This window comes from Marinicauda pacifica, from assembly GCF_004793635.1.
In the GTDB taxonomy this organism is placed as follows: domain Bacteria; phylum Pseudomonadota; class Alphaproteobacteria; order Caulobacterales; family Maricaulaceae; genus Marinicauda; species Marinicauda pacifica.
In genome coordinates, this window is record NZ_SRXV01000001.1 from 490,619 (window position 1) to 516,267 (window position 25,649).

The window sequence follows — 25,649 nt, forward strand, 5'->3', positions numbered from 1 at the left end:
TTCAAGTGACAAACTATCGCCGGGAGACGCGCCCTGTCGACCTTGCAGCGCGTCAATGCGCCGCGCGGGCGCAGTCAGGCAGAGGCCGGCGTGTTCAGCCGGGCGACTTCCTCGTGCCGGAAACACCCGGTCAGGTGATCGTTGACCATGCCGACCGCCTGCATGAAGGCGTAGACGATGACCGGGCCGCAGAACTTGAAACCAAGCGATTTCAACTCCTTGCTCATGGCCTGGCTGGTCGGGGTCTGAGCCGGCACCTCGGCCATGCTGGCGTAGTGGTGGGTTGCCGGCGCGCCGTCGACAAAGTCCCAGAGGCGCTGGGAGAATCCGCGCGGACTGTCCTGGATATCGCACCAGACCCGGGCGCCCTGAATGGCGGCCTCGATCTTGGCGCGCGAGCGCACGATGCCGGAATTGGCCAGCAGGCGGTCGATATCAGCCTCGCCATAGCGCGCGATGGCCTGCGGATCGAATCGGTCGAAGGCCTCGCGGAAATTCTCCCGCTTCCTCAGGATGGTGATCCAGGAGAGACCTGCCTGGAAGCCATCCAGGACCAGTTTCTCGTACAGCGCCCGGTCGTCATACTCCGGCACACCCCAGTCGGTATCGTGATAGGCGATGTAGAGCGGGTCTTCCCCCGGCCAGGGACAGCGATGCGGCATGGACGGTCTCCTTCGACTCTCCTCCGATTAGATCAAACCGGGAACGAAGGAAAGCGTCAGAGAATCGCGAGGCGGATGAAATAGGCCACCGTCATCAGCACAAGTACGGACCCGGACCACAGCACGGCAAACCAGGCCAGCCTCGACCAGAGCGGGCGGTCGCCGGAATCGTCCGAATAGCGATTGTGATCGAATTTAGTGATAGCCCGTCTCCTTGGTGACTTTGCCTCGGAAGATCCAGTAGGCATAAGCCGTGTATGCCAGGATCAGCGGCAGGAGCACGGCAGCTCCGGCCAGCATGAACCAGAGCGAGCTGGACGGCGCGGCGCTTTCCCAGATGGTGACTGACTCAGGAACGACATAGGGGAAGAAACTGATCCCCAGTCCGATGAAGCTGAGTGTGAAAAGTCCGATCGAGGCCAGGAATGGCATCAGCTCGCGCCGGCTGGTCAGGCCGTAGAAAACCAGCGCGGCGAGGCCCGCCACGAGCAGGGGAACCGGGCTGAGGAAAGCGATATTCGGCCAGGCAAACCAACGCTCTGCGACTTCGGGGTGGCGAAAGGGTGTCCACGCACTGACCGCGGCGATGGCCAGCAGCGTGCCGCCCAGGGCGGGCAGGGCGAGCGTGCGCATGCGCGACTGCAATTGGCCTTCGGTCTTCAGCACCAGCCAGCCTGCGCCGAGCAGCGCGTAGCCGATCACGACGCTGAGACCCGTCAGCATCGAAAAGCCGGAGAACCAGGAAAAGGCGCCGCCGGTAAACTGACGTCCATCGGTTTCGATTCCCGAGATGATGGTTCCCAGGATTACGCCCTGCATGAAGGCGGCGAGCGCCGAGCCGGCGATGAACCCCCAATCCCAGTAGCGACGCGCGCGGATCGTCTTGAACCGGAATTCGAAGGCGACCCCGCGAAACACCAGGCCCATCAGCATGAAGAGGGCGGGCAGATAGATTCCGGGCATGATGATCGCGTAGGCGAGCGGAAAGACGGCAAACAGCCCGCCGCCGCCCAGGATGAGCCAGGTCTCGTTACCGTCCCAGACCGGCGCGACGGAGTTGATCATGATGTCGCGGTCGTCGTCATCGCGCGCGAAGGGCAGGAGGATGCCGATGCCCAGGTCGAACCCGTCCAGGATTACGTAGGCGAGCACGGCAAAGGCCAGAAGAAAGGCCCAGGTCAGGACAAGCGCTTCATTCATGACGAAAATCCTTCCCCTGATCTCGGCCGCTGGCCGGGACCGGCCGCGCGGGTCGGGGCTGCGGGTTCATCCTCGCTCTGCGGGTCTTCCGGGCCTTTGCCCATCAGGCGCAGGATGTAGAACGTGCCCGCCCCGAACACGATGAAATAGACCACGATGAAAACGATGAGGGAGGTTGCCACCTCGCCGGCGCTGGCCGGCGAAGCCGCATCATAGGTGCGCAGGAGATTGTAGACGACATAGGGCTGGCGCCCTACCTCGGTGGTAATCCAGCCGGCAATCACGGCGACGAAGCCGGACGGTCCCATCGCCAGGGCGAGGCGGTGGAACCACGCGCTGTCATACAGCCGCCCGCGCCAGCGCAGATAGAGGCTGACCAGACCGGTCAGGGCCATCAGCATGCCCAGCCCGACCATGATGCGGAAGCTCCAGAACACGATCGCGACCGGCGGCCGGTCTTCCTCTGCAAAGTCGGACAGGCCCGGCGTCGCGCCGTTCCAGTCATGGGTGAGAATCCAGGCGGACAGGTGAGGGATGGACACTTCCATCTCCACCTCGCCGGTCTGTTCGTTGGGCAGGCCGAACAGGATGAGCGGTGCGCCCTCCATCGGCTCGAAATGGCCCTCCATGGCGGCGATTTTGGCCGGCTGGTGCTCCAGCGTGTTCAGCCCGTGCAGATCGCCCAGGAATATCTGGACCGGCGCGACGATGGCCGCCATCCACATCGCCATGGACAGCATGACGCGCGCGGCCGGGTCGGCCTTGTTCTTCAGCAGGTGCCAGGCGCCCACGGCCCCCACCGCGAACGCGGTGGTCAGATAGGCCGCGGTCACCGTGTGCAGCAGCCGGTAGGGGAAGGAGGGATTGAAGACGATTTCCAGCCAGTTGTCCGGATGGAAGACGCCGGTATCGGTCAGGATGAACCCGGCCGGGGTATGCATCCAGCTGTTCACCGACAAAATCCAGAAGGCGGAGAAGAAGGTGCCGAACGCGACCAGGCAGGTGGCCATGAAGTGAAGCTTCTTGCCCACCTTGTTCAGGCCGAACAGCATCACCCCCAGAAAGCCGGCCTCCAGGAAGAAAGCCGAGAGAACTTCGTAGGCCATGAGCGGCCCCAGTATCGCTCCGGTCCGCTCCGAGAAGACCGACCAGTTGGTGCCGAACTGGTAGGTCATCACGATGCCGGACACGACACCCATGCCGAACGCGACGGCGAAAATCTTCACCCAGTACTTGAACAGCCGCAGGAAAACCTCGCGCCCGGTCCACAGCCATAAGCCTTCGAGCACCGCCAGGAAGCTTGCGAGCCCAATGGTGAAGGCGGGAAACAGGAAGTGAAACGCGATGGTGAAGGCAAACTGGATGCGGGCCAGCAAGACAGCGTCGAAATCGAACATGGAGCGAAGACCTTTCGGATTCTTCCAGACCCATACGTGTCCTTCTAGTAATTCCTCTCACAGGCTCGTCACGATGGCCAGTTGCCACGCGGCAGCGTGCCGCAGGGCTGGACCACGCTGCCTGGGCGGGCGTGGAACGCTTTAATCGGCGCCGCGTTCGCTGTGCGTGATGCGAACCGTGTTGTTCTCTCTGCTCGTTTTCGCGCTGACGGCGTGCGGGCGGGGCCTCCCTAACGATCCCCGAGGCACGCTGGAGCGCGTGCATGGAGGCGAACTTCGCGTGGGCCTGATCCTGGATGAGGCGGAAGTTCGCGCCGACCGGGAGCGGGTGGAGGGCTTCGCGCAATACCTTGGAGTAGCGCAAATCCGCTACGACACCGGGGAAGTTCATCATCTGGTCAACAAGCTGGAGCGCGGCGAGCTGGACATGATCGCCTCTTTTCCCCGCAAGACCCCGTTCAAGGAGGCCGGCTTCACCCGACCCTTCTCCGGTCCGGACGGGGATGAGCGTGTGTGGGGCGTGCGCGCGGGCGAGAACGCCTTTCTGCTCGCGGCCGATCGCTATCTCTACCAGCAAGAGAAGCCGTCATGAGCGGACATATTTCCAATCCGATGGATCCACGTCGGCCGCCGGAGGTCGACAAGGCACTGCACGAGGCCGAGCGGCTGGAGTGGCAAACCCTGTTCTGGCTGGTCGCCATCGTCATCGTAATGGGGGTGGTAGCCGGTGGCTCGCAAGCATTCCGCACCGCCTGGATCGAAGACATGCTCTCGCTGCTGGCCCCGGCCTTCTTCCTGATCACGCGCTGGATCGAACGCCTGCCGCCCAGCAAGGAATTTCCCTATGGCTTCTTCCGTGCGGGGTCACTCGCGTTTTTCCTGTCCGCGGCTGCACTGGCCGCGATCGGTGGCTTTCTTCTGTATGAAGGCGCGATGGGCCTTATCAAGATGGAGCATCCCAGCATTGGCTCGCGCACGATCTTCGAACACCAGGTGTGGCTGGGCTGGCTGATGATCGGCGCACTCGTTTTCTCGGTGATTCCGCCGGTCATCCTGGGACGCAAGAAGCGCAAGCTGGCCCGGCAGATCAACGATGAAGTTCTCTACATCGATGCCGATACCAACGCTGCGGACTGGCAGACCGGCGTGGCGGGTATCGCCGGCGTTCTGGGTATCGCGCTGGGGCTGTGGTGGGCGGACTCCGCGATGGCGGTGCTCATCTCGCTGTCAATCCTCAAGGATGGATTGACGGGCCTGCGCCTTTCCACGACCTCGCTGCTCGACGGTGCGCCGCGCAAGCTTGGCTCCATGGAAATCGAGCCTGACGCCGATCGCATCCTCGACGCTCTGGGGGAACGCTATCACGGGGCCCATATCCAGATCCGCGAAACCGGGCGCTATTTTCGAGCGATGGTCAGCCCGCAACAGACGCCCCACCTGCCACAGGACATGGCCGAAGAGCTTCTGGACAAGGATCACTGGCGTCTGATCGAAGTGGGGGTCGCTCAGCGGGGAAGCTGGCCGCCTCCGGTCCATCGAGGCGACAAGCCCGGCGGGCAGGCCGGTAAATCAAAGGCGCACGACGCGATGCGCGACTCCTCAAAGGCGGGGTCCGGGGACCGCACCGAGTCCTCCTAAAACGTGTCCAGGTCCTGGGTGATCTCGAGGGAGCAGCCGCCGGATTCGGGTGTTTCGTTGCGCTCCAGGGCGGCCCTGAGCCGGTCGAGGCGCACGCGCGCCAGGGCGTCCTTGCCGGCGGTCGAGGTGATCGTGCCCAGCGGCGTTTCACCGGAGCTGACCGGGGCCTGGGTCTCGAGCGCGTTATCGGCTGACACGCGGACGGTGCGCTTTCTCACGCCGCCCTTGCGATGCATCCGGCTGGCGACTTCCTGGCCGACAAAGCAGCCTTTCTTGTAGTCGATGCCGGCCATAAGATCTTGGTTCACATCGGTGGGAAAGACCTCGGCCGGTCCGTAATCCTTGCCGAATTCGGGCAGACCCTCACCGATCCGAGCGGCCTCGTACTCGTCTTCGTCAACGGGACCGCCAGCCGGCACGATGGCGCGCTGGCCCATGTGTGCGTTGCGCGGATCGGGGGAGATGGCAAGGGCGAGGGTGGCCAGCTCCGCCTCGCCTTCGCCGCGCGCCTGCGCCACGGCCAGGTCGGTGCGCGGCGCGATCGAGGCGTCGGCGCGCAGACGGTAGAGCGAGAGACGCTTGAGCAGCGCGTCCGCCTCGCTGGCGGGCAGGTCGATGAAGAGCCCACCCTCGCCGTTGTCGAACAGGAAGAAGTCGGCCAGCACCTTGCCTTGCGGAGTGAGCAGGGCGGAGAATTGCGCGCGGCCGGGTTCGAGACCGGCCGGGCCTTTGGTGATGACCCGCTGAAGGAAGGTCCTGGCGTCCGCGCCGGTGATCTCGATGACGGCCCGGTTGGGCAGCGCGGTCAGAAATGCCGGTCGGGTCATGGGCGAAGCCTCTCTTGCGGGGTGCCCGGTACATGGGCCTGATCGCGAACGCTGGCAAGATTGCGCGCAACACGCTAAGTGCGGCGCTCACATGACGCGGATACTCTTCATCACCTCCACACGCATCGGCGATGCGGTCCTGTCCTCCGGTCTGCTGGACCATCTGGCCAGGACATACCCGGATGCGCGCGTGACCGTCGCGTGCGGACCGCTGGCCGCGCCGCTCTTCCCCCATGCGCCCGGGGTGGACGAGGTGATCGTGATGTCCAAGCGGGCCGGCGGCGGGCACTGGATTGATCTGTGGCGGCGCACGGTGACGCGGCGCTGGGATATCGTGATCGATTTGCGAGCCTCGGCCACGAGCTGGTTCCTGCTGGCCGGCAAGCGTCACGTCAAACGCAAGGCATCAGGCGCGAGCGCGCCGGTCCACAAGGTGGAGGAGGCGGCTTCGGTAATCGGCCTGTCCCCGCCGCCAGCGCCCACGGTGTGGTCGAGCGAGGCGGCGCGGGCGAAAGCCGAGACGCTGCTGGGCGGCGAGGGGGCGGTCCTGGCGATCGCGCCGGCGGCGGCCGCGCCCTTCAAGGAATGGCCACGCGAGCGCTTTGCCGCGCTCGCCGCGCACCTGACCGGCCCGGACGGGGCGCTGGCCGGCGCGCGGATCGCGGTGTTCGGCGGACCGGGCGACGAGGCGGCAGCGCGCGAAGCGGTCGCCGGGCTCGACCCGGACCGGGTGATCGACCTGACCGGAAAGCTGGCCATCGACGACGCTGCGGCCTGTCTGGAAAAGGCCAGCCTGTTCGTAGGCAACGACTCCGGACTGATGCACCTGTCTGCTGCGGCCGGCACGCCGACGCTGGGCCTGTTCGGACCCACCGACGAGCGCCTGTACGGGCCGTGGGGGCGCCAAGCGCGCGCCATTCGCGCCGGCGGCCCGGCCGATGAGCGCGAACGGGCGCGGTTGCGCTTTGCCTCCGAAAGCCTGATGGGTGATCTGGAACTTGAACCGGTGATCGCCGCAGCGGAAAGTCTGATCGAGGAGCACGTGAAACGATGAGCGAGACGTTCGACACGATTATCAAGGGCGGCACCGTGGTCAGCCACGCCGGGCGCGCGCGGGCCGATGTCGGGATTCGCGACGGCAAGTTTGCCGCCGTCGGCAACCTGTCCGCCGACCAGGCCGGCGAAGTCATCGACGCGACCGGCCTGCACGTGCTGCCCGGCATCATCGACAGCCAAGTCCATTTCCGCGAGCCGGGCCTCGAATGGAAGGAAGACCTGGAGTCGGGAAGCCGCGCCGCGGTGATGGGCGGGGTGACCGCCGTCTTCGAAATGCCCAACACCAAGCCGTCCACGATCACGCCCGACCTGATGGAAGACAAGGTCAAGCGCGGCACCGACCGCATGCATTGCGACTTTGCCTTCTATGCCGGGGCGACCAAGGAGAACCCGGCCGTGCTGCGCGAGATGGAGCGCATGCGCGGATGCTGCGGCGTGAAGGTCTTCATGGGCGCCTCGACCGGGGATTTGCTGGTCGATGACGATGAGGGCGTCGCTGCGGTGCTGAAGGTCATCGAGCGCCGGGCAGCCTTCCATTCCGAAGACGAGTTCCGCCTGGCCGACCGCCGCAGTCTCGCCCGCGACGGCGACTGGACGAGCCATGAGGAGGTGCGCGACGCGACCGCGGCGATGCAGTCGACCGAGCGGCTCGTGCGCCTGGCGCGCGAGGCGGGCAAGCGCATTCACGTGCTGCACATCTCCACGGCCCAGGAGATCGATTTCCTGGAACAGCACAAAGATGTGGCGAGCGTCGAGATCACGCCCCAGCATCTCACGCTGGAAGCGCCCGAGGCCTATGAGCGGCTGAAGGCCTATGCCCAGATGAACCCGCCCATTCGCGGGCACGAGCACCGCATGGGGCTGTGGCGCGGTATCGCGCAGGGCGTGGCCGACGTGCTGGGCTCCGATCATGCCCCGCATACGATCGAGGAGAAGGATCGCCCCTATCCCCAGAGCCCGTCCGGCATGCCGGGCGTGCAGACGCTGCTGCCGCTAATGCTGAACCATGTGGCCGAAGGCCGGCTGAGCCTGGAGCGCCTGGTCGACCTGACCAGCCACGGACCGCAGCGCATTTTCGGCCTGGCCGGCAAGGGGCGGATCGCGAATGGCTACGACGCCGACGTGACGCTGGTCGACCTCGATGCCGAGCGCGAGATCACCGAAGACTGGCTGGCGTCCAAATGCGGCTGGTCGCCTTTCACCGGCGAGCGGGTCAAGGGCTGGCCGGTCGGGACGATTGTGCGCGGCACCGCTGTCATGCGCGAGGGTGAGCTGACCCGGCCGTCAACGGGCCAGGCCTGCCGCTTTGTGGAGACACTCGGCGCGGTCTAGAAACGGGAAGGGCGGCCCGGCAAGTGCCGGACCGCCCCGATCTGTTAGCCCGGTGTGCGCCGTCTAGGCAGCGCGGACATTCTGCAGGAAGTCCGCCACTTCACGCTGAAGCGTATCGGAGTGCGCCCGCAGCGCACTCGCGGCCTGGTCGACCGTCCGTGCGACCTTTTCAGAGTCCGACACAGCGCTTTGCACGCCGGTGATATCGCCGGAGACCGTGCGGGCCCCGAGTGCGGCCTGCTGGGCGGAGGCCGAGATTTCGCTGGTCGCGGAGGTCTGTTCCTCCACCGCTGCGGCCAGCGCGGACGACGTATCGTCGATTTCGCGGATGCGCCCGATGATCTCGCGCGTCGAGCCGATCGCATCGGTCGCGGCCTGGCCGATCTTCTTCAGCTGCGAGTCGATCTCGTCGGTGAGGGTCTGGGTCTGGCGCGCAAGCGTTTTCACCTCGCTGGCCACGACCGCGAACCCCTTGCCTGCTTCGCCGGCGCGGGCCGCTTCGATGGTGGCGTTGAGTGCCAGCAGGTTGGTCTGCTCGGCAACGCCGGTGATGGAGCGGATGATCTCGTCCACACCGACAATCGCTTCGTTCAGGCGGTCCAGCTGCTCGCTGCTGACGCGGGCATGGTCACTGGAGCTGCGTGCCGCGGTCGCGGCCGAACTCACCTGGCTGGAGACTTCCTGGATGGAGGCGGTCAGCTCCTCGGCGGCCGAGGCGACAGCCTCGACGCCGGCGCTGGCCTGGACCGCAGCCGCGGCGACCGAGCTGGAACGCGTTCCCGACTGGGAAACCGCGCTGTTCAGCTCGCGCGCATTGGCTTCAAGTCCCTCGGAGGCCTTGGCCAGGGCCTGGACGATCCCTCCCACCGAGCTCTCGAATGCGTCGGCCATTTTCAGGGCCGCCTCACGGCGGGCCTGCTGCGCGCGCGTCTCGGCCTGCGAGGCTTCGGCGCGCGCCTCTTCCATCTTGATCGTGTTGTCGCGGAAGATCTCCAGCGCGCGGGCCATGTGGCCGATCTCGTCAGCACGATTTGCGCCTTCGATCTCGATCGAGGTGTCACCGTCTGCCAGCAAGCCCATCTTTGTCGTGATCTTGCCCAGGGCGCGGCTGATCTGACCGGCGAAGACCAGCCCCAGAGCGATGGCCGCGAGGGCGCCGGCAATCACCGCAGCCAGCACCAGCGTCTGCGTGCGTTCCGCGTCGGCCTGAGCCTGCGGGCCGAGTGTGTTCTGCCGTTCGAGATTGGCCGCGCGGCGTTCGCCCGCAGCCGCAGAAATCGCCGGGCCGATAGCATCCATCTCGGCGAGGTACTGATTACGCGTGAGGATCGCCGTCACCGTGGCATCAACCGCTTGTGCATAAAGATCAATCTGTTGCTGCGCTTCCATAGTCAGAGCGCGGCGCTCGGGGTTTTGCAGGAGCGGCAGGAGTGTGGCCAGCGATCCCCGGGCGAGATCGATCTCGGAGCGGGCACGCTGCGCATCTTCGGAAAGATTACTGACCAGAAACCGCTCGGCGTTCAGCCGGGCGAGAAGCAGGTGCTCCTTGGCCAGGGAGGCAAAAAATGAGGCCTCTGTGTCTCCGTCGGCATAGGCGGACTCGGTGACACCGGTCAGCGCGATGCGACCCTGAAGACCGGACTCCGCCATGATCTCGGCCTGCGTGTCGCGGATGGCCTGTTGGCTGCGCGCTTGCCGGAAGGCTGCCAGATACGCTTCGGCCTCGGGTATCTGGGCGGAGAGTTCGGCCTCGTCGAGAAGTTCGATCAACTCGGCAATACGTGCTTCGAATTGCTGCGCGATGGCAGGGTCGCCGTTGGCACGCCAGCGAAACCCGTCAAGACGGGCGGTGGCCAGGTCTCCGTTCACCTCGTCGACCAGAAGGCTTTGACGCGCGGTTGCGCGATACTGGGTAAAGGTGGTCGCCAGGCCGCGCGTGCCGAAAAATCCTATCGCGCCGACGATCGTGGTGAGGATGGCGACGAGCAGGAAGCCGCCAACCAATTGCTGCCTTAAGGTGAGTTTGTGCATTGCGATGCCCCGGTTGAACGTATGCGTTCACGGGTGCGCTCGAATGGTTACCGAAGAATTATGCAAGATTCTTGCACAAAATAGCCTGAAAGGGGTCATTTTGGCCTGAGAATAGGGAAAGTCGCTTTCTCGCCGAATTTTCTATCTGAGGTGTAATATGGAATATTCTGCATTACCTGCACGAGAATCGGAAATGACGCGGAAATCCGCAGCCGCACATCGGTGCGTCAGTTGAAATATTCGTTCTCGAGGGACTCCGCCAGCGCGCGTCCCTGGCTGGCCAGTTGCTCGCGCGCGAGCTCCGCCTCGGCGCCGCAGCGTGTCTGGCGCCGTTCGTGAAAGCGGAAGCCTTCGTTGAAGCTGTTGGCGAGCCGCTCGCGATAGGCGCCGCGGGTCGGGGCCTCGAGGTCGAGCATTTCCAGCATCACTTCGCGCCATTGCTGATCGTTCTCGCCGCCGCACGCGAAGGACAGGTAGTGCAGTTCGCCGAGAATCCCTGCGAGCTCCTCCACCGGATAGCCGCGCGTGACCGGAGCCGCGGGATCCTGCACGGACTGATAGGTCTGCCCGTGTGCGCTCGTGGCGCTGAGCGCGACAGCGAGAATGAGGAGAGGGCGGAGCATAACGATCATGAAACGTCAGTTGCCTTTCGATTTCGGCTGGATTGAGGCGGCGCGCGCGTGGAAGCTGTCCTGCACAGCCGTACGCGTCTTGTCCCATGACAGGCGCGAAAGCGCCTCGTCCAATGGCACGAATTCGGCCTCGCTGGCATCGTCGCCGGGCTCGGGATCGCCGCTCACCCATTCGGCGGTAAAGTCGATCAGCACGTAATGGCTGTCCGGAGCGATCGCCTCGTAGACACCCAGAAGAGTCTCGATGCGCGCCTCGACTCCGGTTTCCTCAGCCAGCTCCCTCAACCCGGCTTCCTGTGTGTTTTCGCCAAACTCGATCTTGCCTCCGGGGATGGACCAGGCGCCCTCCATCGGAGGCCGGCCGCGCCGGATCAGCAGCACCTCGTTGTCCTTCCAGACGACGAGACCGACGCAGGCGACCGGGCGGGGATGAGTCATGAGCGGTGTCCCTGGCTTGACGGCGGACCGGGGCTTGCGGCCCGATAGTGTTCATGTGCGGACGCTACGTCATCTCCTACACGCTCGACGAGTTGCGGCAACTCCTCGAGTTTGAAGACCGGCCCAATTTGGAGCCGAACTATAACGTCGCGCCATCCTTGGACCTGCCGGTGCTGCGCCGGGGTGCGGGAGGCGGGATGCGCCTGACGCCGGTACGCTGGGGGCTGGTTCCGCACTGGTCGAAACGCGGACCGGGATCGCAGGACCCGATCAATGCGCGCAGTGAAACGGCAGCGCAGAAGCCGAGCTTCCGCCAGGCACTGGCGCGCCGCCGGGCCCTGGTTCCCGCGAGCGGGTTCTATGAATGGCACCGGGTGGGTGAGACGAAGACGCCCTATTTCATCACGCGGAGCGACGCCAGGCCCATGATGTTTGCCGGTCTGTGGGAGCGTTGGGGCGAAGGCGAGGCGCAGATTGACAGCTTTGCCATCCTGACTGCGGCGGCCAATGAAGACATCGCGTCCATTCATCACCGCACGCCGGTTCTCATCGATCCTGGCGCAGCCAGTGACTGGCTCGACCCCGGCATAGAGCCCGCGCCGTTTCTGAAGCCGCCGCCAGAGGGGACGTTTGTTCTGCGTGAGGTTTCCGAAAAGGTGAACTCCGTGCGCAATGGCGGCCCCGGGCTTATCGGGCATGTCGCCCGTTTGCAGGGCGCACCGGACTAGCCGGGCTCGCCGATGCGCAAGGCTGCGAGCGCGCTTTGGATGTCCGGTTCAAAGCTGAGTCCGTCGACCAGGGCCGGATCGGTGAATTCGTAGCGCACGACATGGTCGAGCAGGGTGGAGAACGGACCCCAGAACTGATTGTCGACGAAGGCGACCGGCTTGTTCTCGAGGCCGAGATTGCGCCGGGTGAGCAGGTCGAAGACTTCTTCGAGGGTTCCGGTGCCGCCGGGCAGGGCCAGGAATCCGTCCGATTCGGCAATCATCATCGATTTGCGCGCGCCAAGGGTGGCCACCTTGCGCAGCTCGATCCCCTCGAACGCACCTTCCACCGGGATCAGAAATTCGGGGATAACACCGAGCACCGTTCCGCCGGCATCGGCTGCGGCACGCGCGGCGATTCCGGCCAGCCCGGCCGTTCCGCCGCCGAACACAAGACGGTAGCCGGCCTGCGCGACCCGGCGCCCGGCCTCTTCGGCGAGTGCCTCGAAAGCGGGTTCATTGCCGGTCCGGGTCCCGCAATAGACGCAAACGCTTCGTAGTTTTGCCATGTCATACCTGTATGAAGAGAGTGGTGTTCCAGACTCGACGCCTCGGTATGGTAAGCTTAATCCTATGTAAATGATGGCGCGACCCTGGCGTCATCCCCCACGGCCGAGCGCCCTTAAGGAGACCTCCATGAGTGCAACTCGATCCTTACTGATTGCAGCCGCCTTGCTCATTGTCGCTGTGGCTGCGGCGCTGGGCTATGTCTTCACGCGCGAAGCTGACACCCCCGAGCCTGCCCCGGCCGCTTCCCAGGCCGAGAGCGAGGCCGAGGCCCCCGCCGAGAGCGCGGCACTCGCCCCGCCGAGCTTCGACGTCGTGCGCGTCGACCCTCGCGGCACCGCCGTTGTCGCCGGACGCGGCAGCCCCGGTGCCCGGGTCAGCCTGCTGGCCGGCGAGCGCGAGGTGGCCGAGGCCGAGATCGATGCCGCGGGCGAGTGGGTCATGATCATCGAGGACCCGCTGCCGGCGGGCTCGGTCGAACTGAGCCTTCTCATGCGTACGCCCTCGGGTCAGGAAATTCGCTCCGACCAGGTGGTCGTCGTGGCCATTCCGGAATCGCGCGACCGCACGCCACTCGTGGTGCTGGGCCGTCCGGGCGGCGCGAGCGAAGTGCTCCAGTCGCCGTTCGACGGCATATCCATGGGATCGCTGTCGCTGGAAACCGTCGACTATGACGAAGCCGGCGCGGTGATCTTCAGCGGCCGCTCCGCGCCGGGCGCGGGCATCCGCGTGCTCGCCGATGGCGACGTGGTCGGCGAGACCACGGCGGACGCTGCCGGGCGCTGGACGGTGCAGGCCGACGAGACCTTCGCGCCGGGCGTCTACGATCTGCAGATCGACCAGATCGAGGACGGGCAGGTCACGGCCGTGATCGTGCTGCCGTTCGAGCGGGTCTCGGCAGACGAGCTGAACATGGGCGATAATCGGGTCGTCGTGCAGCCGGGCAATTCGCTGTGGCGGATCGCGCGCCGCCTCTATGGCGAAGGCGTGCAGTACACCGTCATCTACGAAGCCAACCAGTCCCAGATCCGCGATCCCGACCTGATCTATCCCGGTCAGGTGCTGGATGTGCCCGGTGAAGAAGGCGAAGACAGCGAGGGCTGAGCCCGGGCCATCCGCGGGACTGGCAGTTGCGCACCATGCGCCCTACCTAACGCGCGATGACAGCACCCAGCGACGACACACAGGAAGGGCCGGCGCCCGAAGGCCGGCTGGACGAGGCGATCGGGCGGCTCCTGACGCTGCTCGCCTCGCCGGAAATGGCCAAGTGGCGCGTACGCATGGCGATCGCCTTTGGCCTGACCGTGCTGGCGAAATTCTTCTCCGTCGGGGCCCCGGTCCTGTTCGGTGAAGGGGTCAACGTGCTCACGCGCGCGGCGACCGACGGCACATTGAGCACGCTGGCCTGGTGGAGCTTTGGCGGCGCCTTCCTGGCCTATGGCCTCGCGCGCTTTGCCGGCACTGCGGCGCCGCAGGCGCGCGACGCGCTGTTTGCTCCTGTATCCAACGACGCGCAGCGTCTCGTGGCGGTTCAGGGCTTTGCTCACGTCCAGAGCCTGTCGCTGCGCTATCATCAGATGAAACGCACGGGCGCGGTCAACCGGATCATCGATCGCGGCGCGAACGCGGTCGATTTCCTGCTGCGCTTCCTGGTGTTCAACATCCTGCCGGCGCTTGTCGAGCTGACGCTCGCGGCCATCGTTGCGGCTGTGATCTACAACTGGATATTCTCGGTGGTCATCGTGATTGCCGTCCTCGCCTACGCGGTGGTGACCGGGGTGATGACGGAATGGCGCGTGAAGCTGCGCCGCCGGATGAACGAGGCCGACACCGAGGTGAATGCGCGCTCGGTCGATACGCTGTCCAATTTCGAAACCGTCAAGGCCTTCGCCGCCGAGCAGCGCGAAGTCGACCGCTATAACGCGTCCAAGACCCGGTATGCCGACGCGGCTGCGGCCAGCCAGCAAAGTCTTGCGGGGCTGAACGCAGCCCAGGCCGCGATCATGAATGGCGGCCTGCTGGCGGTTGCGCTGCTGGGCGGGGTGCTGGCAATCCGCGGCGAGCTGGAGCCGGGCGATATTGCGGCCCTGACGCTGATGCTGATGAATGTGTACCAGCCGCTGAATATTCTCGGCTGGGCGTATCGCGAGATCAAACAGGCCACCGTCGATCTGGAGCGCCTGTTCCAGATGCTGCGTTTGCGCCCCGAGGTCGCCGATATCCCGGACGCCCCGGCGCTGGAGGTTTCCGGCGCAGAGGTGCGCTACGAGGATGTGAGCTTTTCCCATGAGGGCCGGGAGCGCTCGGTCGCCGATCTCAGCCTGACCATCGAGCCGGGGAGCTTTGTCGGGTTCTGCGGCCCGTCCGGCGCGGGCAAATCGACCCTGTTGCGTCTGCTCTACCGCTTTTTCGATCCCGATAGCGGCCGCATCCTGATTGACGGTCAGGACATCTCCAGGGTCAGCCAGGTCTCACTGCGCGACGCGCTGGGGCTGGTGCCCCAGGAGGTCGTGCTGTTCAACGATACGCTCTGGGAAAACGTCCTCTACGGCCGGCCCGGGGCGACCGAGGCCGACGTGATGGACGCGATCGAGCGCGCGCGTCTGAAGAGCTTTGTAGATGGCCTGCCGGCGGGCATGCAGACGCGCGTGGGCGAGCGCGGCCTGCGCCTGTCCGGCGGCGAGAAGCAGCGTGTCGGCGTGGCGCGGGCGATCCTGAAGAATCCGCCCATCCTGATCCTGGACGAGGCAACTTCGGCGCTGGACTCCCACACCGAGGCCGAAGTCCAGGCGGCCCTGGCCGAAGCGGCTCGCGGACGCACGACGATCGCGGTGGCCCACCGGTTGTCCACCATTGCCGGCGCCGACCAGATTCACGTTCTGGAGGAGGGTGCGCTGGTGGAATCCGGGCGCCACGAGGAGTTGCTGGCTGCCGGCGGGCTCTATGCCAGCATGTGGCGGCGCCAGGCAGACCAGTCCGATACGGCTCCTGCCCGGGTGCGCGCATTGAAGGTCTGAATACTCGTATTCAGCTCTTGCTAAGGGTTTATCCCGATAGTGATTTTCACATTTAGACGAGCCGCTCAGACCTAAGAAGGGGGAGGCATGAGCCGATCACTTGAGATTGACGACGGGATTATTCTGTCCCGGCGCGTCGGCAGCGTGGATTGGGAGGAGGCGATGGAGTCCTTCTCGCTCTATTCCGCGATGGTCGAGGATTCCGGTGCCCGCAAGCTGCTCATGGACATGAGCGAGGCTGAAATCCATATCCCGGCCGGCGAGGCGCGCGGACTGGCACAGATGTTCGTGCGATCCACGCCCGATTCGCTCAGTGTGGCGGCGGTCCTGCCGACGCGCGAGACCGGCTACCGCTTTATCCAGGCCTTCCAGGAAGTCGTCGCGGGGGAGGGCCGCACGATCGCGGTCGTCGAGACCGAGGATCAGGCGCGTGCGTTTCTCAGATCCAGCCCGGGCGATGAAGCAGAGGCCAAGAACCAGGAGAAGGGTGGGCCTGTCGCCCGGTTCTTCGCCGGACTTCTCGGGCGCGCCTAGGCGCACGCCCCAGCTTTCCAGAGACAGCAAGCGGAACGGCCTGCGCGCAGCGCGGGCCGTATTCGTTTGTGCTTGGCGCAGCCACGCTGGCCGGGCAGGCGTTTGAAATATGAAGAAAATCCAGAATGTGAGATGGCTCCCCGGGACGGGCTCGAACCGCCGACCCGGTGATTAACAGTCACCTGCTCTACCAACTGAGCTACCGGGGAATATCCACTCTCGTCTGGAGGACGTGGTCTTTAGCAACGCCGTCCGTGCGGGGCAAGACAGGTTTTCACCGCGACCTGCCATTTTCCGCAGCCCGTCCATCCGGCAAGAAAAAACGGGAGCCACGAAGGGCTCCCGAAAAGGCTTGGGTGGATGGTGGGGTGTCTTCCGAAGAAGACGACTCATGTTTAACGATTCGAGGGTTAACGCCGTCCTAATATTAACGCCGGAATGGGGGAAACTGGTGACAGGTCTATCCGTAAAGTTAAGAAACCACGGGGTTATCGAGAATATTCCGCACCTGTGCTAGGCTGCAGATCGTGATGATTGCAACGCAAGGGAGGCGTGACATGGCAGGCAAGCAAGGCCGCTGTGCGACATATTCGGAGTTCTGGCCGTTCTATCTGCGCGAGCACGCGGTGCCGGCCACGCGGGTCTGGCACTTCATCGGCTCGACGGCCGCACCGGTGGTGCTGGCCTATGCGCTTCTGACCCAGACCTGGTGGGCTCTGCTTCTCGTGCCGGTGGCGGGATATTTCTTCGCCTGGGTCGCCCACGCCTTTGTCGAGCACAACCGGCCGGCGACCTTCACCCATCCCTGGTGGTCGCTGATCAGCGATTACCGGATGTTCTATCTTTTCCTGACCGGGCGCTTGCGCGAGGAACTGGTGAGGGCCGGCGTGGAGGATCATCCTCATGCCCGTCCGGCAGAGTGATCGGCCTGGCGATAGCGAAACGGGAAGAGGGGGATGGAGGCGCCACCCGGAATCGAACCGGGGTACACGGATTTGCAATCCGCTGCGTCACCACTCCGCCATGGCGCCTCACGCAGGATGCGAATGTATAACCAAGCCTTTGGCGGCCCGCAACGCGCCAGCGGCAGCCGATGCTGCGATCCTTGCGACGGATGCGTTGTCACCGCGTCGTTTGAAGCGATATACACCCGCTGAACGGTACTCGGGAGTGTCTGGTCTATGAGCGATTTCGTCCAAGCCCGCCGCGCGATGGTCAACAGCCAGGTGCGGATCAACGACGTGACGGACTACCGTATTCAGGATGCCATGCTCGAGCTGCCGCGCGAACTCTTCGTGCCGCGCTCCAAGCAGGCCAAGGCCTATGGCGATGCCGAGGTTGAAGTGGCCGAAGGACGCTTCCTCATCAGCCCGCGGGACCTGGCCAAGCTGATCCACGTTGCCAATGTCCGTCCGACCGACCTGGTTCTCGATGTGGCTTGCGGGCGCGGCTACACGACTGCGCTTCTGGCCCGTCTCGCGGAAACGGTCGTGGGAATCGATTCAGACGACGATCTGGTCCGCCGCGCCAGCGAGCGCCTGACCGAGGTGCGCGCCGACAATGCGGTCGTGGTCAAGGCCGACCCCACGGCCGGCGTGCCCGACCAGGGGCCCTTCGACGTGATCGTCATTGCCGGCGCGGTCGACGAAGTGCCGGATGCGCTGCTGGAGCAGCTGGCCGAAGGCGGCCGGCTGGTGACCTTCGTGCGGTCCGGCCCGGTGGGGCGTGCAACGGTCTTTACCAAGGGGCAGGGCGGTTCGGTCGGCGAATATGTGGTTTTCGACGGCACGCCGACTCTCGTGCCCGGCTTTGGAAAAGAAGACGAATTCGTTTTCTAGGCCGCCGCCTCGGTGAAACCGGGGTGAACGGTGTTCACTTTTTGAGTGCGACGGCGTATACGCGTTGCCGGGTTCACCACGCGAGGCAGGTATGACATTCCGACTTTTCTCGACCGCGATTCTCTGTGCCGCTGCGCTCGCGGCTCCGGCCACCGCCCAGACCCTGGAAGAAACGCTGGCTGCCGCCTACGAGTCCAATCCGGTTCTGGCCGGCCAGCGCGCCCAGCTGCGCCAGACCAATGAAGGCTATTATCAGGCGCGGGCCGGGGCACTGCCTTCGCTCTCGGCGAGCGCTTCGGTTTCCGAAAGCGAGACCTGGGGTGGCAGCAGCCAGGCGACGCTTGGCCAGACCGGGTCCGGCAGCGCGGGCTATTCTGTAACCGCCAACCAGGCGCTCTATCGCGGCGGCCGGATCTCGGGCGCCATCGATCAGGCTCTCGCCGGGATCGAGGCCGGGCGGATGCGCCTTCTGTCCACCGAACAGGGCGTGCTCGTCGATGCGGTCACGGCGCACACCACCGTGATCCGGGATCAGGAAATCGTTGCAATCCGCCGCAATAACGTCGAAGTGCTGGCCCGCCAGCTCGACGCCGCGCGGGACCGTTTCGAGGTGGGAGAGATCACGCGGACCGACGTGGCTCAGGCCGAGGCACGCCTGTCGGGCGCCCAGGCCGAACTCGCGGCTGCGCAGGCCCAGCTGGCGGCGTCCCGCGCCAATTACGAGCGCGTTGTCGGGATCACGCCGACGACTCTGGTCGAGCCGGAGGGCCTTCCGGTCCTGCCCCAAGACCTGGCCAATGCGGCCGATGTCGCGCTGGCGGCGAACCCTGAATTGCTGGCGGCCCAGTATTCGGAGATCGCGGCCAGCCAGGGGGTGCAAATCGCGCGAGGCGCCCGCCGTCCGGAGATCGGCCTCCAGGCGACCGCTTCGGAAAACCGGGAATCGGATTTCACCGGCCGGGGCCGGGGATCGGCGACGATCCGGGCCCAGGTATCGGTGCCGTTGTTCACCGGCGGGTTGAATGCCTCGCGTGTGCGCGAAGCGATCGCGGCGGAAGATCAGGCCCGGCTGCAGGTGGTTCAGGCCCGTCGCCAGGTCATCGAGGGAGTGACCACGGCCTGGAATAATCTACTCGCGGCCAGGGCGGTGATCGAATCCAGCCGCGAAGCGGTGCGGGCAAACGAAATCGCCTTCGACGGCGTGGAGCAGGAGGCCTTTGTCGGCCTGCGCACGACGCTTGACGTGCTCAATGCCGAGCAGGAATTGCTCAACTCGCGCCTGAATCTCGTTCAGGCCGAACGCGACCTCTACGTTGCATCCTACAACCTGCTGCAGTCGATGGGCGTGCTCGATGCCCAGCGTCTGGAATTGCCGGTTGATGCCTATGATGCTGAAGCTTCTCTCGATCGCGGCTGGGGCCCTAACCTGGATTTAACGCCCTGGAACTAGTGTGCTGCCAAGCGGGCAAGCTTTGCTGGACATTGGGTGCGCCGCAGCACTAGTTTTAAGCCTAACAGGCTGGCTCTCAACGCGACGGACGAAGGACGTTTCCCATGGCAAACGCCGAACAAGAACCGACAATGGAGGAGATCCTCGCCTCCATCCGCAGGATCATCAACGAGGACGAGGAAGAGGCCGCGCCGGCCGAGGCCGAGGCTGCGTCCACTGAAACCGAGTCCGAGCCTGAGTCCGACATGGACGGGGACGAGCCTCAGGCAGAGGCCGAGGCTGAAGCAGAGTCCGAGCCGCAGGCTGAAGAAGCCGCGGCGGATGACGATTTCGGCGACAATGACGACGTTCTGGAGCTGACCGAACGCGTCGAGGACGACATGTCGGGAACTGATCCGATGTCGATTTCCGACGACCTCATGATCGTGGATCGCGAGGAAGAGCCGGAAGAGCCTGAGCTTGAGCCCGAACCGGAAGTCGAACCGGAACCGGAATTCGAAGCCGAGCCCGAACCGGCACCGAAGCCGGCTCCGGCCACCGATGACGAGTCCCTGCTGGGCGACGTGCAGTCGAGCGCGGCGTCGAGCGCCTTTGCAGCCCTGTCCGAGAACCTGCGCGTTTCGTCCGAACAAGGGCTGACGCTGGAAGGCATCGTGCGCGAAATGCTGCGTCCGATGCTCAAGCAATGGCTGGACGAGAATCTGCCGTCCATCGTGGAAGAGAAGGTTCAAGCCGAAATCGAACGCGTGGCACGCCGCCGTCACTAGGCAGGCCCGCGACGCGGTTTTAGAGTTTTCGGGCGCCGGCCAAGCCGGCGCCCGTTTTCATTTCGGAGACAGACTTGAAATCCCTCGACGCCGTTTACGAGCAGTTGCGCCCGTGGCTGGAAGCGCGTGAAAGCCAGCGCAAGCGCGCAGTCCACCGGTCCATTGTCGGGGGATTCGGCACCCTCATCACTGCGGCCGCAATCGCAGGCGTGCTGGCTCTTGTCGGTCTGCCAGCACCCTTCCTGCTCCTGGCGGCGATCGGTACGCTCGTCGGCGGGATGGCGTGGGCGACCGCTCCCCTGCGTGCCCTGCGCAAGCAGGTGAAACTCGAGCTCAATACCCGGATCGCCAGCGCCTTTTCGATGAGCTATGCGCCGGCACCGGCCAGTCCGACCCGCTTCGAGGCGTTCCGCGATCATGGGCTGGTGCCGTCCTACACGCGCAGGGCGTTCGAGGACCATTTCGAAGGCCGCTTCGATGGTGTCGAGTTCGAGCTTTACGAAGCCCATCTTGAAGAAAAGCGCGAGACGGAAAAGCGCACCTATTACGAGACCGTGTTTCGCGGCGCGCTGATTCGCATCGCCTTTCCGCGCACCATAGAGGGCGTGACCCTGGTCACCCGTGACCAAGGCATCTTCAACGCCCTGCAAGGCTGGATGAAGACTTCCTTCTCCGGCAAAAACCTGGAACGGGTCGGCCTGGTCGATCCCGCGTTCGAAAAGCAGTTCGAGGTCTATGCGACCGACCAGGTGATGAGCCGCTATCTTCTGACTCCGACCTTCATGGAGCGTCTGCTGCGCCTTGAAACGGCGCTGAAAGGCAAGCGAATCCGCTGCGTATTCGATGAAGCCCTGGCCGAGGCGCCCGGGCGCGGCGAGCTGCTGATCGCGGCGGAAACGGGAAATCAGTTCGAAGCGGGCTCCATGTTCTCCACGCTCGCCGACCGGAAACGGGTCGAGACCCTGCATACCGAGATAAGCCTGATCGAGGAGATTGCCCGGACGCTTCTGGAAAAGGAAACACTCGGCGGCGTCTCCAGCTAGCCAGGCGCCCGCCGTGATCTAGAGCGCGAAATGCCCGGTGATGGGCGTGTGATCGGACGCCTTTTCCTTGCCGCGGGGACCCTTGTCGATCTCGACGCTCTCCAGCGCGTCGGCGGCGCGCGGGCTCAGCAGCAGATGGTCGATCCTTACGCCGTTATTCTTCGGCCATGCCCCGGCCTGATAGTCCCAGAACGTGTACTGGTGGGCGCGCCCGTCAGCCTGTTCGAAAGCGTCCGAGTAGCCGAGCCAGCGCAGCGCATAGAAGGCATCGTGGGTTTCGGGACGAAAGAGCGCATCGCCTTCCCAGCGCGCCGGATCGTGCACGTCCGCGTTGCGCGGAATGACATTGTAGTCACCGGCCAGGATCACGGGCTCTTCCAGCGCGAGCAATTCCTGGGCGCGATCATGCAGGCGCTTCATCCAGGAGAGCTTGTAGTCATACTTGGGCCCCGGCGCCGGATTGCCGTTGGGCAAATAGAGGCAGGCAATGCGAACCGGGCCGGATTCGGCCGCGATCACCGCCTCGATATAGCGCGATTGCTCGTCCTCCTCGCCCTCCGGCAAGGGGAGGCCGCGCAGGGCAACCTCCTCGATGGGACGTTTCGAGAGCAGGGCCACGCCGTTATAGGTCTTCTGCCCGACCGTCTCGACATTGTAGCCAAGGTCCTCGATCTCGAGCCGGGGAAACGCCTCGTCCACGCATTTGAGCTCCTGCAGGCAGGCGACGTCGGGCGCAGCTTCCTTGAGCCATTCGATCACGTTGGGCAGGCGGGCCTTGATGGAATTGACGTTCCACGAGGTTACGGAGAGGGTCATAAGGTGGAGGGTCCGTCTGTGACTGAAGGGCGTTCCAAGCGGAGATACACCCTTGTAAGGGTATTCTCCATGCCGCTGGCAAGCCTTCTGGCTGCGGCAACCGGAACTGGCGAGGCTGGGTCCGGTGAACGCAACCGCGCAAGGGGTGCCCGTGTTCAGGAAATCGTGAGCTTCGCGTCGAGAAAGCCGCGCTCGCGTGCGATCCGGCGCCGGTCCTCAAGGTCGTAATCGGCGATCAGAAGTTCGCTTTCGCGACCGGCACGCGCCAGCACCTCGCCCTGCGGCCCGCAGATCAGCGAGTGGCCGGCATAGGCGCGCGGCACCTCCTCGCCGCAGCGATTGGCTAGCAGGCTGTATACCGAGTTGTGGAAGGAGAGGGTGCGCATCTCCGCCTCGAACAGGGAGAGCGGCTCGTCGCGCTCGATGCAGGTCGGCGTCAACACGATATCGGCGCCTGCGCGCGCAACGGCCCGGTAGCTTTCAGGAAAGTGCCGGTCGAAGCAGATCACCACACCGATGCGCCCGGCGGCGGTGTCATGAACCTCGAATCCGCGTCCTGGCGCGTAATAGTCCTGCTCCCAGAACCCATCGAACTGGGCGATCTGGTTCATGCGCGCCACCGCCAGTATTTCGCCGTCCGCGTCGATGATGGGGGAGGCGTCATACGCCTTTCCGTCCGGACCCGTCAGATACAGGTTGGAGACGATCACGATCTGATGACGCCGCGCGACGTCGCGGAAGGTCGCGATCTCGGGACCGTCTTCGGCCATGCGCCACGCCTCGGCGTTGCCGCCTCTGGTCTTGGGGAAGAACGGCGTCAGGTGAATCTCGGGAAAACAGACCAGCTTGGCGCGCTGACGAGCCGCGTCCTCGACCATCTGAACGGCCTTGGCCATGTTGACCGCCACATCTGACGAGGCGCCATGCTGGGCGATTGCGAAGCGAGCCATGAGCGGAGTGCTTTTTTAAAGTGGAGACAAGGTCAGGACCGGTGGATTCGCGAGCATGCCTTCCTATATCAGGGCTGAGCAAGGCCGGTGCTGATACACCGGCCTGCAAGGGCCTGTATTCGTCGATGGAAATCGGTTATATGCAGCGCAACATTTCTCTTGCAGACCCGCCAACAGGAGCGCGCGTGCCATGCAACTGACCATGATGAAGGCGAAGCTTCACCGCGCCGCCGTGACCCAGGCCGATCTGCATTATGAGGGCTCGATCTCGATCGACGCCGATCTCCTCGATGCCGCCGGTATCCTGCCTCATGAGCAGGTCGATGTGCTGAACATCAATAACGGCGAGCGATTCACGACGTATGCGATTACCGCGCCGCGCGGATCGAAGACGTTCGGCATCAACGGTGCGGCCGCGCGCCTGGCCCAGCCGGGCGACCGGATCATTGTCGTGGCCTATTGTGCCATGAATGCCGAAGAGGCGCGGTCTTTCCAGCCGACCGTGATTTTGCTGGACGAGGATAATCAGGTGATTTCCCAGCCCAAAGCTGCGTAATTCCTGCACCATGCCCACGTAAAGAACCCCGGAGCCTGGCTCCGGGGTTTTTGCTTTCGTGTGTTGGAAACGGTCTAGTCGTCGATGCGCCAGCTGGCGTTGACCGTGACGCGAACCGTCACTTCGCCGGCCGCGACCGGCGTGGACTCGTCCATCGCCATGCCGGCCGAACGCATCATCATCGGCTCGGAATAGCCGCCGCTCTCGCTGATCGACTGCAGGCCCAGCACGGTGAACCCGGCGGCGTCCGCATAGAGATCGCGCAAATCGTTCAGCTTGGCCACCGCGCGGCGGCGCGCTTCATTGCGGGCCTCGGCGGGGTCCTCAGCTGAAAACGAGACGCCCTGAAGCTCGTTTGCTCCGCTGTCCACCAGCGCATCAATGGTCTGGCCCAGCGAATCAAGGTCGCGAACCACCGCAGTCACGGTATTGCGGGCCTCGTAGCCGACAATCTCGCGGTCGCTGGACTGGGGGCGGGAGCGGTTCGGGTCCTGCGAGGCGTAGACCGGATTGACCGAAAGATTGGACGTCTGACGGTCATTGCCGGTGATGCCGGCCTCGTCCAGAGCGGCGAAAACCTCGTTCATCAGGCGCGAATTGGCCCGCAGCGCTTCTGCGGCCGTTTCGCCGCGCGTAACGGCGCCAGCGGTCACGACCGCCATATCGGGCGCGATACTGACTTCGCCGCTGGCCGTCAGGGACAGGGTCGCCGGTTCGCTCGCCTCGGTCTGCGCACTCTGGGCAAAGGCCGGGGCGGCCATGGCGCCGGGGAGGACGAGGGCGGTGGCAAGAAGCAGGGGACGCAACATGAATAAATTCTCCTTTGATCAACTCGTCGCAGCTTGGCGCCCCGCCGGTGGCCAAATCATGGCCTGCACAAGAAGTCCTGAAGGCATTTGGCTTCAGCTCTCATTCACGTCGGAGTCCGTGCCGGTCTCGAACTTCACAAGCCCCCTGGGATCGATCGGGTTCCCCGAGGGCTCGGCCATGAAGAGCGTGCGCGTGGGATAGGCGAAGTCCACGCCTTCGTCCGCAAAGCGCCGCATGACGGCCAGCGCCGCAGCCTGGATCGTGTCGCGATACGTCACGAAGTCCGGTGCCTCGACCCAGCACACGAACTCGAAGTTCAACGAGCTGTCGCCAAAGCCGATGAAGTGGAGCCTGTCGATGGTGAGCAGCTCGATCTTTTCCCAGTCTTCGCGGACCCATTTGGGGATGGCCTCGATCGTCTCGGCCGGGGTCTGATAGAGGACCCCCACATTCATCACGTGGCGCCGCCGCTGAAGGCGCTGGTAGTTGTGCACGCGCTCGCCGATCAGGTCGGTATTGGAGACGGTGATCTGCTCGCCGGACAGAGACCGGATCCGCGTCGTGCGCAGACCGATTTCCTCGACCGTGCCCCAGATCGTGCCGAACATGATGAAATCGCCTTTCTTGAAAGGCTTGTCTGACAGGATGGAGATAGAGGCGAAGAGGTCGGAGAAAATCCCCTGCGCGGCCAGACCGATGGCGATCCCGCCAACCCCCAGGCCCGCGATCAGCGCGGTCACCTGAACCCCGGCCGTATCCAGCAGGATGATGAAGGTGATGATCCAGATCACGCCGACCAGAAGCCAGCGTAACACCCCGACCGCGTTGGCCAGGCCGGAGCCTCCCTCGCCGCCGCGTTGCGCCCGTCGCACCAGAAGGGAGACGGCGACTTCCTGAACCAGGGCTGCGGTTTGCAGGATGATGGCGAGCGTGAGAACGCCGCGGATCAGGCCCTGCGCAGGTTCGGGAACGGGGAAGAGGGCCGCCGTCGACGCGATCGCGATTACGAGAAGGAACAGCGAGCCGATCTTCGAGATCGCGCGGGACAGGATGGCCGGCACCGAGGTGGGATCGGAGTCGGCGAAGCGCTTGATGACCGCTGCGATGATCATGCGCAGGACCAGAAGCGTGAGATAAATCCCCGCCGCTATGGCCAGAGCGGTGAGCGCAGTAGACTGGTTGGCGTGGCTCCACTCGTAAAGCTCGCGCACCGAGGCGTTCAGGCGGTCGAACAGGTTATCGACCGTGCTGCCCACGTTAGGGTCGGGCGAATCGCCGGTTGAATTGGACGTCTGTTCGGTGTCGGGCGGCGTTTGCTGCATCGTAACTTGTCTTGCTCGCGATCTTCTCGAAAACGCGATCCAGCCTGCCCGTTATCCGG

Annotated in this window: 27 protein-coding genes and 2 tRNA genes; 14 read left to right on the top strand and 15 right to left on the bottom strand. The window is 64.6% G+C overall.

The window, feature by feature from the left end:
• Positions 1-74: 74 nt before the first annotated feature.
• The 4 genes from E5162_RS02460 to E5162_RS02475 are packed head-to-tail and all read right to left on the bottom strand — an operon-like array spanning position 75 to position 3,259.
• Positions 75-662 (bottom strand): DNA-3-methyladenine glycosylase I, encoded by a 588-nt coding sequence (locus tag E5162_RS02460; RefSeq protein ID WP_135943357.1) that lies wholly within the window; start codon positions 660-662, stop codon positions 75-77.
• Between the two features lie 56 nt (positions 663-718).
• On the bottom strand, positions 719-910 hold the full coding sequence (locus E5162_RS15110; RefSeq protein ID WP_135943358.1) for a DUF2474 domain-containing protein: 192 nt from the start codon (positions 908-910) through the stop codon (positions 719-721).
• On the bottom strand, positions 858-1,862 hold the full coding sequence (cydB, locus tag E5162_RS02470; RefSeq protein ID WP_135943359.1) for a cytochrome d ubiquinol oxidase subunit II: 1,005 nt from the start codon (positions 1,860-1,862) through the stop codon (positions 858-860). Before cydB ends, E5162_RS15110 begins: the two co-directional genes overlap by 53 nt.
• Positions 1,859-3,259, bottom strand: a complete 1,401-nt coding sequence (locus E5162_RS02475; protein WP_135943360.1) for a cytochrome ubiquinol oxidase subunit I — start codon at positions 3,257-3,259, stop codon at positions 1,859-1,861. Before E5162_RS02475 ends, cydB begins: the two co-directional genes overlap by 4 nt.
• A 178-nt stretch (positions 3,260-3,437) precedes the next feature.
• Between E5162_RS02475 and E5162_RS02480 the strand changes: the two genes are divergently transcribed.
• Positions 3,438-3,851 carry a hypothetical protein gene (locus tag E5162_RS02480; protein ID WP_158291173.1) on the top strand — a complete coding sequence of 138 codons (414 nt, stop codon included), beginning with the start codon at positions 3,438-3,440 and terminating at the stop codon, positions 3,849-3,851.
• Positions 3,848-4,897 (top strand): cation efflux transmembrane domain-containing protein, encoded by a 1,050-nt coding sequence (locus E5162_RS02485; RefSeq protein WP_206751024.1) that lies wholly within the window; start codon positions 3,848-3,850, stop codon positions 4,895-4,897. Before E5162_RS02480 ends, E5162_RS02485 begins: the two co-directional genes overlap by 4 nt.
• Here E5162_RS02485 and ygfZ read toward each other — a convergent pair.
• Positions 4,894-5,724 carry a CAF17-like 4Fe-4S cluster assembly/insertion protein YgfZ gene (gene ygfZ / locus E5162_RS02490; RefSeq protein WP_135943362.1) on the bottom strand — a complete coding sequence of 277 codons (831 nt, stop codon included), beginning with the start codon at positions 5,722-5,724 and terminating at the stop codon, positions 4,894-4,896. The genes E5162_RS02485 and ygfZ overlap by 4 nt on opposite strands.
• 91 nt (positions 5,725-5,815) lie before the next feature.
• Between ygfZ and E5162_RS02495 the strand changes: the two genes are divergently transcribed.
• Together E5162_RS02495 and E5162_RS02500 are read left to right on the top strand one after the other, a co-directional pair.
• Positions 5,816-6,778: a glycosyltransferase family 9 protein gene (locus E5162_RS02495; protein WP_135943363.1), complete on the top strand. Its 963-nt coding sequence runs from the start codon at positions 5,816-5,818 to the stop codon at positions 6,776-6,778.
• A complete protein-coding gene (locus tag E5162_RS02500; protein ID WP_135943364.1) occupies positions 6,775-8,112 on the top strand; it encodes a dihydroorotase in 1,338 nt (445 codons plus the stop codon). The genes E5162_RS02495 and E5162_RS02500 overlap by 4 nt, the downstream gene beginning before the upstream one ends.
• A 63-nt stretch (positions 8,113-8,175) precedes the next feature.
• Here the strand turns inward: E5162_RS02500 and E5162_RS02505 are convergent, their stop codons facing one another.
• The 3 genes from E5162_RS02505 to E5162_RS02515 all read right to left on the bottom strand — a co-directional run bounded on the left by E5162_RS02505 (position 8,176) and on the right by E5162_RS02515 (position 11,213).
• The gene (locus E5162_RS02505; protein WP_135943365.1) at positions 8,176-10,143 is read right to left on the bottom strand and encodes a HAMP domain-containing methyl-accepting chemotaxis protein; all 1,968 of its coding nucleotides are present in this window, start codon (positions 10,141-10,143) and stop codon (positions 8,176-8,178) included.
• A gap of 227 nt (positions 10,144-10,370) precedes the next feature.
• A complete protein-coding gene (locus tag E5162_RS02510; protein ID WP_233342126.1) occupies positions 10,371-10,775 on the bottom strand; it encodes a TIGR02301 family protein in 405 nt (134 codons plus the stop codon).
• Between the two features lie 6 nt (positions 10,776-10,781).
• Positions 10,782-11,213 carry an NUDIX hydrolase gene (locus E5162_RS02515; RefSeq protein ID WP_135943366.1) on the bottom strand — a complete coding sequence of 144 codons (432 nt, stop codon included), beginning with the start codon at positions 11,211-11,213 and terminating at the stop codon, positions 10,782-10,784.
• Between the two features lie 53 nt (positions 11,214-11,266).
• Between E5162_RS02515 and E5162_RS02520 the strand changes: the two genes are divergently transcribed.
• Positions 11,267-11,941: an SOS response-associated peptidase gene (locus tag E5162_RS02520; protein WP_135943367.1), complete on the top strand. Its 675-nt coding sequence runs from the start codon at positions 11,267-11,269 to the stop codon at positions 11,939-11,941.
• On the opposite strand, the gene E5162_RS02525 is transcribed toward E5162_RS02520, so the two are convergent.
• Entirely contained in the window at positions 11,938-12,489 is a 552-nt protein-coding gene (locus E5162_RS02525; protein WP_135943368.1) for an LOG family protein, read from the bottom strand. The two genes, E5162_RS02520 and E5162_RS02525, sit on opposite strands and share 4 nt — an antisense overlap.
• A 127-nt stretch (positions 12,490-12,616) precedes the next feature.
• On the opposite strand from E5162_RS02525, the gene E5162_RS02530 reads away from it, so the two are divergent.
• The 3 genes from E5162_RS02530 to E5162_RS02540 all read left to right on the top strand — a co-directional run bounded on the left by E5162_RS02530 (position 12,617) and on the right by E5162_RS02540 (position 16,038).
• Positions 12,617-13,591 carry a LysM peptidoglycan-binding domain-containing protein gene (locus E5162_RS02530; RefSeq protein ID WP_135943369.1) on the top strand — a complete coding sequence of 325 codons (975 nt, stop codon included), beginning with the start codon at positions 12,617-12,619 and terminating at the stop codon, positions 13,589-13,591.
• A 56-nt stretch (positions 13,592-13,647) separates the two neighbouring features.
• Complete coding sequence (locus E5162_RS02535; protein WP_135943370.1) at positions 13,648-15,504, top strand: ABCB family ABC transporter ATP-binding protein/permease; 1,857 nt, start codon at positions 13,648-13,650, stop codon at positions 15,502-15,504.
• Between the two features lie 87 nt (positions 15,505-15,591).
• Entirely contained in the window at positions 15,592-16,038 is a 447-nt protein-coding gene (locus E5162_RS02540) for a hypothetical protein (protein ID WP_135943371.1), read from the top strand.
• Positions 16,039-16,171: 133 nt separating this feature from the next.
• Here E5162_RS02540 and E5162_RS02545 read toward each other — a convergent pair.
• Positions 16,172-16,247 (bottom strand) — tRNA-Asn (locus tag E5162_RS02545).
• Between the two features lie 348 nt (positions 16,248-16,595).
• Between E5162_RS02545 and E5162_RS02550 the strand changes: the two genes are divergently transcribed.
• Positions 16,596-16,961, top strand: a complete 366-nt coding sequence (locus E5162_RS02550; protein WP_135943372.1) for an Mpo1-like protein — start codon at positions 16,596-16,598, stop codon at positions 16,959-16,961.
• A 34-nt stretch (positions 16,962-16,995) separates the two neighbouring features.
• Here the strand turns inward: E5162_RS02550 and E5162_RS02555 are convergent.
• Positions 16,996-17,069, bottom strand: a tRNA-Cys gene (locus E5162_RS02555).
• Between the two features lie 150 nt (positions 17,070-17,219).
• On the opposite strand from E5162_RS02555, the gene E5162_RS02560 reads away from it, so the two are divergent.
• From E5162_RS02560 to E5162_RS02575, 4 genes are all read left to right on the top strand, one after another.
• Positions 17,220-17,876: a protein-L-isoaspartate O-methyltransferase family protein gene (locus E5162_RS02560; RefSeq protein WP_135943373.1), complete on the top strand. Its 657-nt coding sequence runs from the start codon at positions 17,220-17,222 to the stop codon at positions 17,874-17,876.
• Between the two features lie 91 nt (positions 17,877-17,967).
• Positions 17,968-19,326, top strand: a complete 1,359-nt coding sequence (locus E5162_RS02565) for a TolC family outer membrane protein (RefSeq protein WP_135943374.1) — start codon at positions 17,968-17,970, stop codon at positions 19,324-19,326.
• Between the two features lie 104 nt (positions 19,327-19,430).
• On the top strand, positions 19,431-20,093 hold the full coding sequence (locus E5162_RS02570) for a DUF2497 domain-containing protein (RefSeq protein WP_135943375.1): 663 nt from the start codon (positions 19,431-19,433) through the stop codon (positions 20,091-20,093).
• A 74-nt stretch (positions 20,094-20,167) separates the two neighbouring features.
• Complete coding sequence (locus E5162_RS02575) at positions 20,168-21,136, top strand: DUF3137 domain-containing protein (RefSeq protein ID WP_135943376.1); 969 nt, start codon at positions 20,168-20,170, stop codon at positions 21,134-21,136.
• Positions 21,137-21,154: 18 nt separating this feature from the next.
• Here E5162_RS02575 and E5162_RS02580 read toward each other — a convergent pair whose 3' ends face one another.
• A complete protein-coding gene (locus tag E5162_RS02580; RefSeq protein ID WP_135943377.1) occupies positions 21,155-21,952 on the bottom strand; it encodes an exodeoxyribonuclease III in 798 nt (265 codons plus the stop codon).
• A gap of 155 nt (positions 21,953-22,107) precedes the next feature.
• Positions 22,108-22,902: a carbon-nitrogen hydrolase family protein gene (locus E5162_RS02585; RefSeq protein WP_135943378.1), complete on the bottom strand. Its 795-nt coding sequence runs from the start codon at positions 22,900-22,902 to the stop codon at positions 22,108-22,110.
• 190 nt (positions 22,903-23,092) lie between these two features.
• Here E5162_RS02585 and panD point away from each other — a divergent pair, with 190 nt between their 5' ends.
• On the top strand, positions 23,093-23,458 hold the full coding sequence (gene panD / locus E5162_RS02590) for an aspartate 1-decarboxylase (protein WP_135943379.1): 366 nt from the start codon (positions 23,093-23,095) through the stop codon (positions 23,456-23,458).
• A gap of 74 nt (positions 23,459-23,532) precedes the next feature.
• Here the strand turns inward: panD and E5162_RS02595 are convergent, their stop codons facing one another.
• Both E5162_RS02595 and E5162_RS02600 read right to left on the bottom strand, forming a co-directional pair.
• Positions 23,533-24,267 (bottom strand): SIMPL domain-containing protein, encoded by a 735-nt coding sequence (locus tag E5162_RS02595; RefSeq protein WP_135943380.1) that lies wholly within the window; start codon positions 24,265-24,267, stop codon positions 23,533-23,535.
• Positions 24,268-24,360: 93 nt separating this feature from the next.
• Complete coding sequence (locus tag E5162_RS02600; protein WP_135943381.1) at positions 24,361-25,590, bottom strand: mechanosensitive ion channel family protein; 1,230 nt, start codon at positions 25,588-25,590, stop codon at positions 24,361-24,363.
• Between the last annotated feature and the right edge of the window lie 59 nt (positions 25,591-25,649).